This is a genomic window from Shigella sp. SIG6, from assembly GCF_053555815.1.
On the sequence record NZ_JBQZXC010000076.1, the window covers coordinates 1 to 17,858 of the forward strand.

Annotated in this window: 18 protein-coding genes, 2 pseudogenes and 1 riboswitch; of the genes and pseudogenes, 13 read left to right on the forward strand and 7 right to left on the reverse strand. The window is 49.6% G+C overall.

Features of this window, described 5'->3' with window-relative positions; all coding sequences use genetic code 11:
• Nucleotides 1-828, forward strand: an 828-nt coding sequence (locus tag ACUU1M_RS13080) for a hypothetical protein (protein ID WP_449144672.1), incomplete at its 5' end; no start/stop codon positions are given.
• Between the two features lie 770 nt (nucleotides 829-1,598).
• Here ACUU1M_RS13080 and ACUU1M_RS13085 read toward each other — a convergent pair.
• From ACUU1M_RS13085 to bioA, 6 genes and pseudogenes are all read right to left on the reverse strand, one after another.
• Nucleotides 1,599-2,090 carry a hypothetical protein gene (locus ACUU1M_RS13085; protein WP_000688543.1) on the reverse strand — a complete coding sequence of 164 codons (492 nt, stop codon included), beginning with the start codon at nucleotides 2,088-2,090 and terminating at the stop codon, nucleotides 1,599-1,601.
• Between the two features lie 12 nt (nucleotides 2,091-2,102).
• A complete protein-coding gene (locus ACUU1M_RS13090) occupies nucleotides 2,103-3,020 on the reverse strand; it encodes a glycosyltransferase family 2 protein (protein WP_000703661.1) in 918 nt (305 codons plus the stop codon).
• Entirely contained in the window at nucleotides 3,017-3,379 is a 363-nt protein-coding gene (locus ACUU1M_RS13095) for a GtrA family protein (RefSeq protein ID WP_000915848.1), read from the reverse strand. Before ACUU1M_RS13095 ends, ACUU1M_RS13090 begins: the two co-directional genes overlap by 4 nt.
• Nucleotides 3,380-3,531: 152 nt before the next feature.
• A pseudogene (locus tag ACUU1M_RS13100) lies at nucleotides 3,532-3,615 on the reverse strand (hypothetical protein); the annotation flags it as partial.
• A gap of 318 nt (nucleotides 3,616-3,933) precedes the next feature.
• Nucleotides 3,934-4,410, reverse strand: coding sequence for a kinase inhibitor (locus ACUU1M_RS13105; protein WP_000767391.1), 477 nt, complete (start codon nucleotides 4,408-4,410; stop codon nucleotides 3,934-3,936).
• Between the two features lie 58 nt (nucleotides 4,411-4,468).
• Entirely contained in the window at nucleotides 4,469-5,758 is a 1,290-nt protein-coding gene (gene bioA / locus ACUU1M_RS13110) for an adenosylmethionine--8-amino-7-oxononanoate transaminase (RefSeq protein WP_024260743.1), read from the reverse strand.
• An 86-nt stretch (nucleotides 5,759-5,844) separates the two neighbouring features.
• Between bioA and bioB the strand changes: the two genes are divergently transcribed.
• The 5 genes from bioB (at nucleotide 5,845) to uvrB (ending at nucleotide 12,048) form a co-directional block, all read left to right on the forward strand.
• Nucleotides 5,845-6,885 carry a biotin synthase BioB gene (gene bioB / locus ACUU1M_RS13115; protein ID WP_000951214.1) on the forward strand — a complete coding sequence of 347 codons (1,041 nt, stop codon included), beginning with the start codon at nucleotides 5,845-5,847 and terminating at the stop codon, nucleotides 6,883-6,885.
• A complete protein-coding gene (gene bioF, locus ACUU1M_RS13120) occupies nucleotides 6,882-8,036 on the forward strand; it encodes an 8-amino-7-oxononanoate synthase (protein ID WP_000118810.1) in 1,155 nt (384 codons plus the stop codon). The genes bioB and bioF overlap by 4 nt, the downstream gene beginning before the upstream one ends.
• Nucleotides 8,023-8,778, forward strand: a complete 756-nt coding sequence (gene bioC, locus ACUU1M_RS13125; RefSeq protein ID WP_000246759.1) for a malonyl-ACP O-methyltransferase BioC — start codon at nucleotides 8,023-8,025, stop codon at nucleotides 8,776-8,778. Before bioF ends, bioC begins: the two co-directional genes overlap by 14 nt.
• Nucleotides 8,771-9,448 carry a dethiobiotin synthase gene (bioD, locus tag ACUU1M_RS13130; RefSeq protein ID WP_000044868.1) on the forward strand — a complete coding sequence of 226 codons (678 nt, stop codon included), beginning with the start codon at nucleotides 8,771-8,773 and terminating at the stop codon, nucleotides 9,446-9,448. The genes bioC and bioD overlap by 8 nt, the downstream gene beginning before the upstream one ends.
• A 578-nt stretch (nucleotides 9,449-10,026) precedes the next feature.
• Nucleotides 10,027-12,048, forward strand: a complete 2,022-nt coding sequence (gene uvrB, locus ACUU1M_RS13135) for an excinuclease ABC subunit UvrB (RefSeq protein WP_000042549.1) — start codon at nucleotides 10,027-10,029, stop codon at nucleotides 12,046-12,048.
• Nucleotides 12,049-12,239: 191 nt separating this feature from the next.
• On the opposite strand, the gene yvcK is transcribed toward uvrB, so the two are convergent.
• Complete coding sequence (gene yvcK, locus ACUU1M_RS13140; protein ID WP_087604695.1) at nucleotides 12,240-13,148, reverse strand: uridine diphosphate-N-acetylglucosamine-binding protein YvcK; 909 nt, start codon at nucleotides 13,146-13,148, stop codon at nucleotides 12,240-12,242.
• A 264-nt stretch (nucleotides 13,149-13,412) separates the two neighbouring features.
• A riboswitch (molybdenum cofactor riboswitch) is annotated at nucleotides 13,413-13,557 on the forward strand.
• Between yvcK and moaA the strand changes: the two genes are divergently transcribed.
• The 7 genes and pseudogenes from moaA to ACUU1M_RS13175 form a co-directional block, all read left to right on the forward strand.
• Nucleotides 13,545-14,534, forward strand: a complete 990-nt coding sequence (gene moaA / locus ACUU1M_RS13145; protein WP_152028976.1) for a GTP 3',8-cyclase MoaA — start codon at nucleotides 13,545-13,547, stop codon at nucleotides 14,532-14,534. Its footprint overlaps the riboswitch before it by 13 nt.
• Before the next feature lie 21 nt (nucleotides 14,535-14,555).
• The gene (moaB, locus tag ACUU1M_RS13150) at nucleotides 14,556-15,068 is read left to right on the forward strand and encodes a molybdenum cofactor biosynthesis protein B (protein WP_000084639.1); all 513 of its coding nucleotides are present in this window, start codon (nucleotides 14,556-14,558) and stop codon (nucleotides 15,066-15,068) included.
• Nucleotides 15,069-15,070: 2 nt separating this feature from the next.
• Complete coding sequence (gene moaC, locus ACUU1M_RS13155; protein WP_045177428.1) at nucleotides 15,071-15,556, forward strand: cyclic pyranopterin monophosphate synthase MoaC; 486 nt, start codon at nucleotides 15,071-15,073, stop codon at nucleotides 15,554-15,556.
• Nucleotides 15,549-15,794: a molybdopterin synthase sulfur carrier subunit gene (gene moaD, locus ACUU1M_RS13160; protein ID WP_000598624.1), complete on the forward strand. Its 246-nt coding sequence runs from the start codon at nucleotides 15,549-15,551 to the stop codon at nucleotides 15,792-15,794. The genes moaC and moaD overlap by 8 nt, the downstream gene beginning before the upstream one ends.
• Before the next feature lies 1 nt (nucleotide 15,795).
• Nucleotides 15,796-16,248, forward strand: a complete 453-nt coding sequence (gene moaE / locus ACUU1M_RS13165) for a molybdopterin synthase catalytic subunit MoaE (RefSeq protein WP_000852286.1) — start codon at nucleotides 15,796-15,798, stop codon at nucleotides 16,246-16,248.
• Between the two features lie 136 nt (nucleotides 16,249-16,384).
• Nucleotides 16,385-17,089, forward strand: a pseudogene (locus ACUU1M_RS13170) (Bax inhibitor-1/YccA family protein).
• 204 nt (nucleotides 17,090-17,293) lie between these two features.
• Nucleotides 17,294-17,858 (forward strand): Bax inhibitor-1/YccA family protein (locus ACUU1M_RS13175; RefSeq protein ID WP_449144673.1); only part of this gene is annotated, 565 nt, incomplete at its 3' end.

Below are 17,858 nucleotides of genomic sequence, written 5' to 3' on the forward strand. Positions count from 1 at the left end.
GCTTCTGATGAATCTTCGGAACTAAACGCGATCACAATTAACAGGTTGACAGTTAGCGAAAATACTAGGTGGGGAATACTTGGTGATAGATGGGGGGCAGGAACTACTATCAACAGCCTGACTTGTGAAGGAAATGGTACTCAGGGGGATTCCGGCACAGGTGGTGCGCAATTAGCCATAAATGGTCTTAACTGTTCGTGTGCTTTGGTGTTAAACACCCCATACTTCGAGGCTAATGCCGGGGGAGCAGACCTTGCTATAGATAATACTGGGACGCGACCTGTAACGGTAGTTATAAACGGTGGAAATTTTCATCGCGTGAGCAGTGTACGCTACACGCACACGAATATACAAGTAACAAGCTCAGGTGGGGGAAAAGTTACAGTCTTACTCAATGGCACAACGTTCCAGAGCGCAGGGGATTATCAGCCAAGTCCAGATCGACCATACTGGATAACAGGTAACAATTGCGAATTGAGCGATATTGGTTGCACCTTTATGGAAATAACCAGTAAGGCCACATCGGTTTCTGCAGAGTCAGTTACGCGTTCAGGGAGAATTAACGCCAATGGTAGTGTAGACATTGCGCCGGGTGTTTCATCGGTTAACGCGCATGCTACTGGTGTGTATGATGTAACGTTTTCTCATCCGCTCGCAGCAGCTACTAATGGTTATGTGGTTCAGATAACACCTATATCTGCGCCTGATTCAGTTAGTTGTGATGTTACTTATATTGGTGTAGATACATTTAGGGTGACCCTGCGCAATACGCTTAGCGGAGCAGGAATCTCCAGTTCGTTTGCATTTAGCATTACCAGGCTACTATAAACACGACAGCCTCCCTACGGGAATACGTAGGGAGGCGGATTCATTGTTATTTATTAATGTGAAGTTTTATTTTTTTATTAAATCAAGAGTTAACCATGGAGGGAGCACTGCAAATGAGACAGCTTCTCCATGTTTTGCTTTATTTATTAATTCTGCTCCTTGAGACCAGTTCATGTCAGGAAGAGGGGTTATAAAAAAGTTTAACTTTATCATTACAATAAGGATGACTGAAACATAGATTTTAAAGAATATTTACAAAATACCTTGACCCGTTTCCGGTTGCAAGTGTTGGCAGTTGAGGCACAGAATCTGCCAGTTGAGGTTTTGCCATAGAAAATGTGACAATAAGTATTGGAAGGGTGGCAAACACTTTCATTTGCCAATTTCCTTTAATATAAAGGAAAACACATAATGTAATCACTAAAGTTGATAGTGTGTACGATAAAAGGTGATTATCCCATCCAGCATCAGCGATATTCCAAGGGACAAATGAAAAAAGAAATACATTAGATGATATTATAGATGACATAACATCAAAACTGAATCCTAATGGAGCATGTGATCTTGTTCCATTAAATGTAAGAATTATTGATGTTGCCTGTATCAGCCCACACAAGATCATTGCCAAATATGGTAGTCGAGTATAAAATAAGTATAAACCTCTTATGCTTATTACTCCTTTTGATAAGTGTAAATATTTAAAAACAGATGATGCAATTATAAATATAATAAATGGACCGCTCAATCCAGATAAAACTATAAAAAATAAATCATGTGCTTTCCATAATTTTGACTTGGATATCTTCAGATATTATTATCATTGCTACATACAATGATAAATACCAGTGAGCATTTGTTATATTGGCTTGGACTTCATCAAGCCCAGGCATGCAAATTAAATATACAGAGATGAAGATTTTTGATGTGGTGCTTAGGAATTTAAATCTATCGGTAAATAAGAACCATATGATTATAGCTCTAATTATTATTCCAAAAAAGTTTGATAATAATGGTGCGTAAATTGGATTAATAAATGTCGTCGCACCAACAATGAGTGTTGATACTGTTTGAAAATAACCATTTCTTGGGGTTATGAGTGAACTGAAAAAACCTTGTTCGTATGCATCTTTATACCAAAAAACTGCATCCTCAGCCCAAAACTGGGCATTTGTCAAAATATCAATGCGCCTAAGCCAAATCAAAGTAAATGCAAGTATAAAAATTGATATCTTGTGCCAATTGCGCATTATGAATATCTTCATAAGATCATCCTGTTATTTTCTGCTTTTAATTAAGTACCGTGGTCTTAATTTTGTTTCTAAATAAATTCTACCTATATATTCACCGAGAACACCAATCCCGATCAGTTGCACTCCACCCAAGAAAAGTATTGATACAAGCAGGGAGGGATACCCGCGTACTGGGTTACCAAAGACAAGGGTGTCTATAATCATCCATGCACTATATAAAAATGAAATGCTTGCAACAAACAAACCTATATAAGTCCATACGCGAAGAGGAAAGGTTGAAAAACTTGTGATACCTTCCAGTGCCAGATTCCATAATTTCCAGCCATTAAATTTTGAGATGCCAGCAACGCGCTCTGCGCGTACATATTCAACGACATCTGTCTGACCACCCACCCAGCTCAGTATGCCTTTCATGAAAAGATTGCGCTCAGGCAACAGTTTAATGTTCTCCACAACCTCACGAGACATGAGTCGAAAATCTCCGACATTTTCCTCGATCTTTGGGGTGCTTATTTTGTTGTGTAACTTATAGAACCACTCAGCTGTCTTACGTTTCAGTCGTCCATCAGTTGAGCGGTCTGAACGTTTAGCAAGCACCATGTCAGCACCTGCCTGCCACTTTTCAATAAGATGAGGGATGACCTCAATAGGATCTTGCAGGTCGACATCAATAGGAATTACAGCATCGCCGCTTGCATGGTCTAACCCTGCAAATAAGGCTGGTTCTTTACCAAAGTTGCGTGTAAATGACAGCGGAACAACTAGCGGGTCTGAAACAGCCAGCGCGTTAATAATTGACTCCGTGGCATCTTTACTTCCGTCATTTATGAATACAATTTCTACTTCATATGGCTTCAACTCTTGGAATTCACGTACCGTTTTATAGAAAACAGGTATCGCTTCTTCTTCATTGAAGACAGGAACGACAAGAGATATTTTCATTTCGCATCCCTAAAGACAATGAACTTTGAATAGACGAAACCGCACACCAGACTGATGGCGGAGAAGGTGATAAGAGTGACTATTGGAGGAAGTGAGCATTTATCAGCTGCCCAACCAACAATCACACTCAATATTCCCATAAATCCCACGTATAACATGTAGCGCATCGCTGTAGTCGATGCTTTGAATGTGAATCTTGCATTCGCGAAGAAGCTAAAGCTCACAGCCACTACGAAACCTGTGAAGTTTGCCAGAGCCTGACTGGTATGTGCGGCATAGATACATACACCAAAAACCACCCAGTGTATAAGTGTGTTCAGCACACCTATAGATGTGTACTTTACAAATAACTTTAACATTTATTTAATCAATGAACTCTGAAAGGCATGAAGTCTATCATCCAAGTCTCAATTGATCGATACTTGCTATGTCTGATGAGACAAAACTGAGACACACAAAGCTTTGCACTGGATTGCAAGGCTTTGCGCTTTCCGATAGTGGTTAAGGCGGATCACTCCACCTTTTCATCAATCCAGTCAGCCCACCACTGCATCATTTCTCTGCGCTTATCGAGATATTGAGCATGGTTGTAAATTCAGCAAATGACGTAATGTGTTTGACAAAAAATTAGCGCAAGAAGACAAAAAATCACCTTGCGCTAATGCTCTGTTACAGGTCACTAATACTATCTAAGTAGTTGATTCATAGTGACTGGATATGTTATGTTTTGCAGTATTATGCAGTCTATTTTTTAAATTAAATTTATTGTAACACATTGATATTAATGGTTTTTATTGTTTCACGTTCAGCTTTTTTATACTAACTTGAGCGAAACGGGAAGGTAAAAAGACAAAAAGTTGTTTTTAATACCTTTAAGTGATACCAGATGGCATTGCGCCATCTGGCAGAGTGATTAACTAAACATCGCGGTAATCGATGCGCTTGCCAGAGAGTGGAAATGAACGTTAAACCCGACCATCGCGCCGCTGGCTCCTTCATCGACATCAATACGCTCTACATCCAGCGCGTGAACGGTAAAAATGTAGCGATGGGTTTCGCCTTTCGGCGGCGCTGCGCCATCGTATCCGGTTTTACCAAAATCGGTACGCGTCTGCAAAACGCCGTCTGGCATTGCTACCAGACCAGAGCCAAACCCTTGCGGTAATACGCGGGTATCAGCGGGTAAATTAACAACTACCCAGTGCCACCAGCCGGAGCCGGTTGGCGCATCCGGGTCGTAGCAGGTGACAACAAAACTTTTCGTTCCCGCAGGAACATCATCCCACGCCAGATGCGGTGAAATATTATCGCCATCGTAACCCATGCCGTTAAAGACATGACGATGCGGCAACTTATCGCCATCGCGCAGATCGTTACTGATGAGTTTAATGAACCCTCCTTTCTTGTTTGCAGAAAGTGTAGCCAGAAACCCTCACGCTGACTTCCCGTTATTGGCAAAAAAATGTTTCATCCTGTACCGCGCGGTTAACCGCTGCGGTCAGACGCTGCAACTGTTGCGGGAGAATAATATAGGGCGGCATCAGGTAAATCAGTTTGCCAAAAGGCCGGATCCATACCCCCTGTTCGACAAAGAATTTTTGCAGCGCCGCCATATTCACCGGACGAGTGGTTTCGACCACACCGATTGCCCCCAGTACGCGCACATCGGCAACCATTTCGGCATCACGGGCTGGTGCCAGTTGCTCGCGCAGCTGCACTTCAATAGCCGCCACCTGCTGCTGCCATTCGCCGGATTCGATAATCGCCAGGCTGGCGTTTGCTGCCGCGCAGGCCAGCGGATTGCCCATAAAAGTTGGCCCATGCATAAAGCAGCCGGCTTCGCCGTTACTGATGGTTTCTGCAACCTCGCGCGTGGTAAGTGTGGCGGAAAGGGTCATTGTGCCGCCGGTTAAGGCTTTACCGAGGCACAAAATGTCCGGCGCGATTTCTGCATATTCACAGGCAAACAGTTTGCCGGTACGACCAAATCCGGTGGCGATCTCGTCGGCAATCAGCAAGATACCTTCGCGATCGCACATTTTGCGGATTCGTTTTAACCATTCCGGATGGTACATGCGCATCCCGCCTGCGCCCTGGACAATCGGCTCAATGATCACCGCTGCGATTTCATGACGATGCGCCGCCATCAGGCGGGCAAAACCAACCATATCGCGTTTATCCCATTCACCATCCATGCGGCTTTGCGGGGCGGGAGCAAACAAGTTTTCTGGCAGATAGCCTTTCCACAGGCTGTGCATTGAGTTGTCCGGATCGCACACCGACATCGCGCCAAAGGTATCGCCATGATAACCATTGCGGAAGGTCAGAAAACGCTGGCGCGCTTCGCCTTTGGCTTGCCAGTACTGCAACGCCATTTTCATCGCCACTTCCACCGCTACGGAACCGGAGTCCGCGAGAAAAACGCACTCCAGCGGTTGCGGCGTCATTGCCACCAGTTTGCGGCATAGCTCGATGGCGGGCGCATGGGTGATACCGCCAAACATCACATGCGACATGGCATCAATTTGCGTCTTCATCGCCGCATTAAGCTGCGGGTGATTGTAGCCGTGGATCGCCGCCCACCAGGACGACATACCGTCAACCAGGCGTCTGCCGTCAGACAAAATTAGCTCGCAACCTTCGGCGCTCGCCACCGGATAAACCGGCAGAGGGGAGGTCATGGATGTGTATGGGTGCCAGATATGGCGTTGGTCAAAGGCAAGATCGTCCGTTGTCATAATCGACTTGTAAACCAAATTGAAAAGATTTAGGTTTACAAGCCTACACCGAATTAACAACAAAAAACACGTTTTGGAGAAGCCCCATGGCTCACCGCCCACGCTGGACATTGTCGCAAGTCACAGAATTATTTGAAAAACCGTTGCTGGATCTGCTGTTTGAAGCGCAGCAGGTGCATCGCCAGCATTTCGATCCTCGTCAGGTGCAGGTCAGCACGTTGCTGTCGATTAAGACCGGAGCTTGTCCGGAAGATTGCAAATACTGCCCGCAAAGCTCGCGCTACAAAACCGGGCTGGAAGCCGAGCGGTTGATGGAAGTTGAACAGGTGCTGGAGTCGGCGCGCAAAGCGAAAGCGGCAGGATCGACGCGCTTCTGTATGGGCGCGGCATGGAAGAATCCCCACGAACGCGATATGCCGTACCTGGAACAAATGGTGCAGGGGGTAAAAGCGATGGGGCTAGAGGCGTGTATGACGCTGGGCACGTTGAGTGAATCTCAGGCGCAGCGCCTCGCGAACGCCGGGCTGGATTACTACAACCACAACCTGGACACCTCGCCGGAGTTTTACGGCAATATCATCACCACACGCACTTATCAGGAACGCCTCGATACGCTGGAAAAAGTGCGCGATGCCGGGATCAAAGTCTGCTCAGGTGGCATTGTGGGCTTAGGCGAAACGGTAAAAGATCGCGCCGGATTATTGCTGCAACTGGCAAACCTGCCGACGCCGCCGGAAAGCGTACCAATCAACATGCTGGTGAAGGTGAAAGGCACGCCGCTTGCCGATAACGATGACGTTGATGCCTTTGATTTTATTCGCACCATTGCCGTAGCGCGGATCATGATGCCGACCTCTTACGTGCGCCTTTCTGCCGGACGCGAGCAGATGAACGAACAGACTCAGGCGATGTGCTTTATGGCAGGCGCAAACTCGATTTTCTACGGTTGCAAACTGCTGACCACGCCGAATCCGGAAGAAGATAAAGACCTGCAACTGTTCCGCAAACTGGGGCTAAATCCGCAGCAAACTGCCGTGCTGGCAGGGGATAACGAACAACAGCAACGTCTTGGACAGGCGCTGATGACCCCGGACACCGACGAATATTACAACGCGGCAGCATTATGAGCTGGCAGGAGAAAATCAACGCGGCGCTCGATGCGCGGCGTGCTGCCGATGCCCTGCGTCGCCGTTATCCGGTGGCGCAAGGAGCCGGACGCTGGCTGGTGGCGGATGATCGCCAGTATCTGAACTTTTCCAGTAACGATTATTTAGGTTTAAGCCATCATCCGCAAATTATCCGTGCCTGGAAGCAGGGGGCGGAGCAATTTGGCATCGGTAGCGGCGGCTCCGGTCACGTCAGCGGTTATAGCGTGGTGCATCAGGCGCTGGAAGAAGAACTGGCCGAGTGGCTTGGCTATTCGCGGGCGCTGCTGTTTATCTCTGGTTTTGCCGCGAATCAGGCAGTCATTGCCGCGATGATGGCGAAAGAGGACCGTATTGTTGCCGACCGGCTTAGCCATGCCTCATTGCTGGAGGCTGCCAGTTTAAGCCCGTCGCAGCTTCGCCGTTTTACTCATAACGATGTCGCTCATCTGGCGCGACTGCTTGCTTCCCCCTGTCCGGGGCAGCAACTGGTGGTGACAGAAGGCGTGTTCAGCATGGACGGCGATAGCGCGCCACTGGCGGAAATCCAGCAGGTAACGCAACAGCACAATGGCTGGTTGATGGTCGATGATGCCCACGGCACGGGCGTTATCGGGGAGCAGGGGCGCGGCAGCTGCTGGCTGCAAAAGGTAAAACCAGAATTGCTGGTAGTGACTTTTGGCAAAGGATTTGGCGTCAGTGGGGCTGCGGTGCTTTGCTCAAGTACGGTGGCGGATTATCTGCTGCAATTCGCCCGCCACCTTATCTACAGCACCAGTATGCCGCCCGCTCAGGCGCAGGCATTACGTGCGTCGCTGGCGGTCATTCGCCGTGATGAGGGGGATGCACGGCGCGAAAAACTGGTGTCACTCATTGCGCGTTTTCGTGCCGGAGTACAGGATTTGCCGTTTACGCTGGCTGATTCATGCAGCGCCATCCAGCCATTGATCGTCGGTGATAACAGCCGTGCGTTACAACTGGCAGAAAAACTGCGCCAGCAAGGCTGCTGGGTCACGGCGATTCGCCCGCCAACCGTACCCGCTGGTACTGCGCGACTGCGCTTAACGCTAACCGCTGCGCATGAAATGCAGGATATCGACCGTCTGCTGGAGGTGCTGCATGGCAACGGTTAATAAACAAGCCATTGCAGCGGCATTTGGTCGGGCAGCCGCACACTATGAGCAACATGCAGATCTACAGCGCCAGAGTGCTGACGCCTTACTGGCAATGCTTCCACAGCGTAAATACACCCACGTACTGGACGCGGGTTGTGGACCTGGCTGGATGAGCCGCCACTGGCGGGAACGTCACGCGCAGGTGACGGCGTTAGATCTCTCGCCGCCAATGCTTGCACAAGCCCGCCATAAAGATGCCGCAGATCATTATCTGGCGGGAGATATCGAATCCCTGCCGTTAGCGACTGCGACGTTCGATCTTGCATGGAGCAATCTCGCGGTGCAGTGGTGCGGTAATTTATCCACGGCACTCCGCGAGCTGTATCGGGTGGTGCGCCCCGGAGGCGTGGTCGCGTTTACCACGCTGGTGCAGGGATCGTTACCCGAACTGCATCAGGCGCGGCAGGCGGTGGACGAGCGTCCGCATGCTAATCGCTTTTTACCGCCAGATGAAATCGAAGAGTCGCTGAACGGCGTACGTTATCAACATCATATTCAGCTCATCACACTATGGTTTGATGATGCGCTCAGTGCCATGCGTTCGCTGAAAGGCATCGGTGCTACGCATCTTCATGAAGGGCGCGACCCGCGAATATTAACGCGTTCGCAGTTGCAGCGATTGCAACTGGCCTGGCCGCAACAACAGGGGCGATATCCTCTGACGTATCATCTTTTTTTGGGAGTGATTGCTCGTGAGTAAACGTTATTTTGTCACCGGAACGGATACCGAAGTGGGGAAAACCGTCGCCAGTTGTGCACTTTTACAAGCCGCGAAGGCAGTAGGTTATCGGACGGCAGGTTATAAACCGGTCGCCTCTGGCAGCGAAAAGACCCCGGAAGGCTTACGTAATAGTGACGCGCTGGCGTTACAGCACAACAGCAGCCTGCAGCTGGATTACGCAACGGTAAATCCTTACACCTTCGCAGAACCCACCTCGCCGCACATCATCAGCGCCCAAGAGGGCAGGCCGATAGAATCATTGGTAATGAGCGCCGGATTACGCGCGCTTGAACAACAGGCTGACTGGGTGTTAGTGGAAGGTGCTGGCGGCTGGTTTACGCCGCTTTCTGACACTTTCACTTTTGCAGATTGGGTAACACAGGAACAACTGCCGGTGATACTGGTAGTTGGTGTGAAACTCGGCTGTATTAATCACGCGATGTTGACTGCGCAGGCAATACAACACGCCGGACTGACTCTGGCGGGTTGGGTGGCGAACGATGTTACGCCTCCGGGAAAACGTCACGCTGAATATATGACCACGCTCACCCGCATGATTCCCGCGCCGCTGCTGGGAGAGATCCCCTGGCTTGCAGAAAATCCAGAAAATGCGGCAACCGGAAAGTACATAAACCTTGCCTTGTTGTAGCCATTCTGTATTTGGTTAAATTGCGAGCGAGATCGCGTCTTCGATTGACTGCAATTTAACCAATTAAATTCTAAAATAATCACGAAAAAAATTTTACTTCCGCCTCATGCGGCGAATGTGGGAATTGCCCAGGCGGCGGGGGATAGGGGCTGGAGACAGTTATCCACTATTCCTGTGGATAACCATGTGTATTAGAGTTAGAAAACACGAGGCAAGCGAGAGAATACGCGGCTTGCACGCGAATTGGCGTTAAAGACGGCTCAAAGAAATATCTTTTATTTTTTAACTGGTTAGATAAATGCAATGGCAGTCACTGAACAGGCATCTCTTGCCATAAAACTGTCATCACTCATCTTGACAAATGTTAAAAAAGCCGTTGCTTTGGGGATAACCCGGTAAGGCCGGAGTTTTATCTCGCCACAGAGTAAATTTTGCTCATGATTGACAGCGGAGTTTACGCTGTATCAGAAATATTATGGTGATGAACTGTTTTTTTATCCAGTATAATTTGTTGGCATAATTAAGTTCGACGAGTAAAATTACATACCTGCCCGCCCAACTCCTTCAGGTAGCGACTCATGAGTAAACCGTTCAAACTGAATTCCGTTTTTAAACCTTCTGGCGATCAGCCAGAGGCGATTCGACGTCTCGAAGAGGGGCTGGAAGATGGCCTGGCGCACCAGACGTTACTTGGCGTGACTGGCTCCGGGAAAACCTTCACCATTGCCAATGTCATTGCTGACCTTCAGCGCCCAACCATGGTACTTGCGCCCAACAAAACGCTGGCGGCCCAGCTGTATGGCGAAATGAAAGAGTTCTTCCCGGAAAACGCGGTGGAGTATTTCGTCTCCTACTACGACTACTATCAGCCGGAAGCCTATGTACCGAGTTCCGACACCTTCATTGAGAAAGATGCCTCGGTTAACGAACATATTGAGCAGATGCGTTTGTCCGCCACCAAAGCGATGCTGGAGCGGCGTGATGTGATTGTAGTGGCGTCTGTTTCCGCGATTTATGGTCTGGGCGATCCTGATTTATATCTCAAGATGATGCTCCATCTCACGGTCGGTATGATTATCGATCAGCGCGCGATTCTGCGCCGACTGGCGGAGCTGCAATACGCTCGTAATGATCAAGCATTCCAGCGTGGTACTTTCCGCGTTCGTGGCGAGGTGATAGATATCTTCCCGGCAGAATCGGATGACATTGCACTTCGCGTGGAACTGTTTGACGAGGAAGTGGAACGATTGTCGTTATTTGACCCGCTGACCGGGCAGATTGTTTCCACTATTCCACGTTTTACCATCTACCCGAAAACGCACTACGTCACACCGCGCGAGCGCATCGTACAGGCGATGGAGGAGATCAAAGAAGAACTGGCCGCCAGACGCAAAGTGCTGTTGGAAAACAACAAACTGCTGGAAGAGCAGCGGCTGACCCAGCGTACCCAGTTTGATCTGGAGATGATGAACGAGCTGGGCTACTGTTCGGGGATTGAAAACTACTCGCGCTTCCTCTCCGGTCGTGGACCGGGTGAGCCACCGCCGACGCTGTTTGATTACCTGCCTGCCGATGGGCTGCTGGTCGTCGATGAATCTCACGTCACCATTCCACAAATTGGCGGCATGTATCGCGGTGACCGGGCGCGTAAAGAGACACTGGTGGAGTACGGCTTCCGCCTGCCATCAGCGCTGGATAACCGTCCGCTTAAGTTTGAAGAGTTCGAAGCATTAGCGCCGCAAACCATCTATGTTTCGGCGACGCCGGGTAATTACGAGCTGGAAAAATCCGGCGGCGATGTGGTGGATCAGGTGGTGCGTCCAACCGGATTGCTTGACCCGATTATCGAAGTGCGGCCGGTGGCGACACAGGTTGATGATCTTCTTTCGGAGATTCGTCAGCGAGCGGCAATTAACGAACGCGTGCTGGTCACCACACTGACCAAGCGAATGGCGGAAGATCTTACCGAATATCTCGAAGAACACGGTGAGCGCGTGCGTTATCTTCACTCAGATATCGACACCGTCGAGCGTATGGAGATTATCCGCGACTTGCGTCTGGGTGAGTTCGACGTATTGGTAGGGATCAACTTACTGCGTGAAGGTCTGGATATGCCGGAAGTGTCGCTGGTGGCGATCCTCGACGCTGACAAAGAAGGCTTCCTGCGTTCCGAACGTTCGTTGATCCAGACCATTGGTCGTGCGGCACGTAACGTTAACGGTAAAGCGATTCTCTACGGCGATAAGATCACTCCATCAATGGCGAAAGCGATTGGTGAAACCGAACGTCGCCGTGAGAAACAGCAGAAGTACAACGAGGAACACGGCATTACGCCGCAAGGCTTGAACAAGAAAGTGGTCGATATCCTGGCGCTGGGGCAGAACATTGCCAAAACCAAAGCGAAGGGCAGAGGAAAATCGCGCCCGATTGTTGAACCGGATAATGTGCCGATGGATATGTCGCCGAAAGCGTTGCAGCAGAAAATCCATGAACTGGAAGGGCTGATGATGCAACACGCGCAGAATCTGGAGTTCGAAGAAGCGGCACAAATTCGTGACCAGTTGCATCAGTTGCGTGAGTTGTTTATTGCCGCATCGTAACAGGATAGCGAAGAAGACTGATGACAAACGGAAAACAGCCTGATGCGCTACGCTTATCAGGCCTACATTTTCTCCGCAATATATTGAATTTGCGCGGTTTGTAGGCCGGATAAGGCGTTCACGCCGCATCCGGCATAAACAACGCGCACTTTGTCTTCAATAGGAAGCCGGAATTTTCCTTCGGATTTCCGTTAACCTAAAGCCTGTAACGCCTTTTCCAGCGCGTTATGTAACAACTGGCGGTCATGACGATACGGAATATCGCTGGCCTCCAGTACCTCCTGGATCACAATCCGCTCTTTCACCGCCGAGACATCCACTTTTGGCCCGACGATGACCGCATCAATGACCTTTTTACCAACATACTGCTCCATAATTGCCAGCTTGCTTTCCAGCTTCAAATTAGCCGCAGGTAAACTCAACTCACGCCCCAGATTGCCGATATAAACCATCGGCGCTGGCGTGCGGCGTAATGCCTGGGCGATTTCCTTCAGCAGCAGAATTGGCATCAGGCTGGTATAAAAACTGCCAGGCCCAATAATGATGAGATCCGCTTCATTGATAGCGTGAACCGCCTCACGCGTTGCGGGTACATTAGGCGTTAACAATAACTCTTGAATCGGCGTAGTTAACTGGTCGATATTGACCTCGCCGTAAACTTCATGCCCCTGATCGTCAATCGCCATCAGATCAATAGGATGCTCTGACATTGGAATCAAATGCGTATCCACTTTCAGCAGATTACGAATTAAATTGATGGCTTCCAGAGGCCGCACGCTAAGGTGATCCAGCGCCTTTAACATCAAGTTTCCGAGATTATGACCGGAAAGTTCGCCATTGCCGCCAAAACGGTATTCAAACATCGCGGAGGCGACGCTCGGTTCCGTTATCAGCTGGTTGAGGCAGTTGCGCATATCGCCCCAAGCAATGCCGCCTTCTGAACGGCGAATACGCCCCGTCGAGCCACCATTATCCGTGGTGGTGACGATACCCGTTAAACGAGAACCCAAAGACGAAAGTGATGAGAGAACGCGTCCCAGTCCATGCCCTCCGCCGAGAGCAACGACACGATCAAGATCAGCCAGCGTACGATTGCGCATATAGTTTCCTAGAGTCAGATTATCCGCGCTACAGTAGCGCAAATTGCGGGGAAACAGCAATTAACCTGCCAATATTGAGGATACAAACTATTTTCTTCTATCTCTAAAGGACGATGCACGCTATGCCTCCCTGATGATGTATATCAAAGTAAAACCGCCATTTTCCCTTATTCTGTAGCGAAATAGCACGATCATGACGCTATATATAAGATTATATAGCGAAAGTGTGGATGGTAAAAATCTCATTTACACGCTAGTATCGGCTTAACCACTAAACACTCTAGCCTCTGCACCTGGGTCAACTGATACGGTGCTTTGGCCGTGACAATGCTCGTAAAGATTGCCACCAGGGCGAAGGAAGAAATGACTTCGCCTCCCGTATCTGGAAAGGTGTACATGGCTTCACAACTGACTGATGCATTTGCGCGTAAGTTTTACTACTTGCGCCTGTCGATTACCGATGTGTGTAACTTTCGTTGCACCTACTGCCTGCCGGATGGCTACAAACCGAGCGGCGTCACCAATAAAGGCTTTCTTACCGTCGATGAAATTCGCCGGGTTACGCGCGCCTTCGCCAGTCTGGGCACCGAAAAAGTGCGCCTGACAGGAGGAGAGCCGTCTTTACGCCGCGACTTTACCGATATCATCGCCGCTGTGCGGGAAAACGACGCTATCCGCCAGATTGCGGTCACCACCAATGGTTACCGTCTGGAACGCGATGTGGCGAACTGGCGCGATACGGGACTTACTGGCATTAACGTCAGTGTCGACAGTTTGGACGCCCGCCAGTTTCACGCTATTACCGGGCAGGATAAATTCAACCAGGTCATGGCAGGGATTGATGCTGCATTTGAGGCCGGTTTTGAGAAGGTCAAAGTCAATACCGTGCTGATGCGTGATGTTAATCATCACCAGCTCGACACCTTTCTGAACTGGATCCAGCATCGCCCTATCCAGCTGCGTTTCATCGAACTGATGGAAACGGGCGAGGGCAGCGAGCTCTTCCGTAAGCATCACATCTCTGGTCAGGTTCTGCGTGACGAGCTACTGCGTCGCGGCTGGATCCACCAATTACGTCAACGCAGCGACGGTCCCGCGCAAGTCTTTTGCCATCCAGATTACGCCGGAGAGATTGGCCTTATCATGCCGTATGAAAAAGACTTCTGCGCCACTTGCAACCGCCTGCGCGTTTCCTCCATTGGTAAACTCCATCTCTGCCTGTTTGGTGAAGGCGGCGTTAACCTGCGCGATCTGCTGGAAGACGATACCCAGCAACAGGCGCTGGAAGCGCGTATTTCAGCGGCGCTGCGGGAGAAGAAACAGACCCATTTCCTGCATCAAAACAACACCGGTATTACGCAAAACTTATCGTACATTGGCGGCTAAAACGTCAAAAGGAGAGATCAGATGAGTCAGGTAAGCACTGAATTTATCCCGACCCGTATTGCTATTCTTACGGTTTCTAATCGTCGCGGTGAAGAAGACGATACCTCCGGTCACTATCTGCGCGATTCGGCGCAAGAAGCGGGCCATCACGTTGTCGATAAAGCCATTGTGAAAGAAAACCGCTACGCTATTCGCGCTCAGGTATCTGCGTGGATCGCCAGCGACGATGTACAAGTGGTATTGATTACGGGTGGTACTGGCCTGACGGAAGGTGATCAGGCTCCCGAAGCGCTGCTGCCGTTGTTCGACCGTGAGGTTGAAGGTTTTGGTGAAGTGTTCCGTATGTTGTCGTTTGAAGAGATTGGCACTTCCACGTTGCAATCTCGTGCGGTAGCGGGCGTCGCTAACAAAACGCTGATTTTCGCCATGCCGGGTTCGACCAAAGCGTGCCGTACCGCATGGGAAAATATCATCGCGCCGCAGCTGGATGCCCGTACGCGTCCGTGTAATTTCCATCCACATTTGAAGAAATAAGTATGTCGCAACTGACCCATATCAACGCCGCTGGCGAAGCGCACATGGTGGATGTCTCCGCCAAAGCGGAAACCGTGCGTGAAGCGCGGGCGGAAGCCTTTGTCACCATGCGCAGCGAGACGCTGGCGATGATTATTGATGGTCGCCACCACAAAGGCGACGTATTTGCCACTGTGCGTATTGCCGGTATTCAGGCGGCAAAACGCACTTGGGATCTGATCCCGCTGTGTCACCCGCTGATGCTCAGCAAAGTTGAAGTCAATTTACAGGCCGAGCCGGAGCACAATCGGGTGCGTATAGAAACCTTATGCCGCCTGACCGGGAAAACCGGTGTCGAAATGGAAGCGTTAACCGCGGCCTCCGTGGCGGCGCTGACCATTTATGACATGTGCAAAGCGGTGCAAAAAGATATGGTGATTGGTCCGGTACGTTTGCTGGCGAAGAGCGGCGGCAAGTCGGGTGACTTTAAGGTGGAAGCGGATGATTAAAGTTCTTTTTTTCGCCCAGGTGCGCGAGTTGGTGGGAACAGATGCAACCGAAGTGGCTGCGGATTACCCAACCGTTGAAGCGTTACGCCAGCACCTGGCTGCGCAGAGCGATCGCTGGGCGCTGGCGCTGGAAGATGGCAAATTGCTGGCTGCCGTCAACCAGACGCTGGTGAGTTTTGACCATCCGCTGACTGACGGCGACGAAGTAGCTTTCTTCCCGCCGGTAACCGGAGGTTAAGATGGCAGAAACCAAAATTGTTGTCGGCCCGCAGCCGTTCAGCGTAGGAGAAGAGTACCCGTGGCTGGCGGAGCGTGACGAAGACGGTGCGGTAGTCACCTTCACCGGAAAGGTGCGCAACCATAACCTGGGCGACAGCGTCAAAGCATTAACCCTCGAACACTATCCGGGGATGACTGAAAAAGCACTGGCAGAAATTGTTGATGAAGCGCGTAACCGCTGGCCGCTGGGGCGCGTCACGGTGATTCACCGCATCGGGGAATTATGGCCGGGCGATGAAATCGTTTTTGTCGGTGTCACCAGTGCGCATCGCAGCAGTGCGTTTGAAGCCGGGCAGTTTATTATGGATTATCTCAAAACCCGCGCACCGTTCTGGAAGCGCGAAGCCACGCCGGAAGGCGACCGCTGGGTTGAAGCCCGGGAGAGCGATCTGCAGGCGGCAAAACGCTGGTAGTTTTTTGTTAGCCGGATAAGGCACCGCTGCGTCCGGCAATTTCACCGCTCAGTACATGCGTTTACGCTGCGTCGATGCACAGCCTCATCATTTTGCAGTATCCTTAAGATATTCCTTATATCTTCAGGAGATCGTCATGGACAGATTCCCACGTTCTGATTCAATCGTACAACCCCGGGCTGGCTTGCAAACTTATATGGCGCAAGTCTATGGCTGGATGACCGTTGGCTTGTTGCTGACCGCATTTGTTGCCTAGTATGCGGCTAATTCCGCGGCCGTGATGGAGCTGTTGTTCACTAACCGTGTCTTTTTAATCGGTCTGATCATCGCGCAATTAGCATTGGTTATTGTGTTATCAGCGATGATTCAAAAGCTGAGCGCAGGTGTAACGACGATGCTCTTTATGCTTTATTCGGCGCTGACGGGTCTTACGCTTTCCAGTATATTCATTGTCTATACCGCTGCTTCTATCGCCAGTACTTTCGTCGTTACTGCCGGGATGTTCGGCGCAATGAGCCTGTACGGTTACACCACGAAGCGCGATTTAAGTGGCTTTGGCAATATGCTGTTTATGGCGTTAATCGGCATTGTGCTGGCATCGCTGGTCAACTTCTGGCTGAAAAGCGAAGCATTGATGTGGGCAGTTACCTACATCGGCGTGATTGTCTTTGTCGGATTGACGGCGTATGACACTCAGAAATTGAAAAATATGGGTGAGCAGATTGATACCCGCGACACGTCGAACCTGCGCAAATATTCCATTCTTGGCGCGTTAACCTTGTATCTGGACTTCATCAACCTGTTCCTGATGTTGTTACGGATCTTCGGCAACCGCCGTTAATTCTTTTTCACCATCACTATCCCGGCCATGTGTCGGGATTTTTTTCTTACTAAAAACGACACTTAACAAGTACCAGGTATAAAATATGCCTTATGAGCGAGCGGAATCGTTTTCCGTATCCATAAATACAAAAGTATTTTGTATGCGTGGTTTTAAATTTATTGATGGTGAATATTAATATTTTTTCTAAGGACAACTAAAAGAATGGAATCATACTCGCAAAACAGCAATAAATTAGATTTTCAGCACGAGGCCAGGATATTAAACGGTATATGGCTCATTACCGCTTTAGGTTTGGTGGCAACCGCAGGACTAGCCTGGGGAGCTAAGTATCTCGAAATTACGGCAACCAAATATGATTCACCACCAATGTATGTCGCCATAGGGTTATTATTACTTTGTATGTATGGCTTAAGTAAGGATATCAACAAGATAAATGCCGCCATCGCGGGCGTAATATATCTGTTTTTACTCTCTTTGGTGGCGATTGTCGTTGCAAGTTTAGTTCCTGTATATGCCATTATCATTGTGTTCAGCACTGCGGGCGCGATGTTTTTAATCAGTATGCTGGCCGGTTTATTATTTAATGTTGATCCTGGTTCTCACCGTTTTATCATTATGATGACGTTGACAGGGTTGGCCCTGGTAATCATCGTGAATGCGGCATTAATGAGTGAACGGCCCATTTGGGTAATAAGTTGCTTAATGATTGTGTTATGGCCAGGCATTATCTCGCATGGACGAAATAAGCTCCTTGAACTGGCAGGAA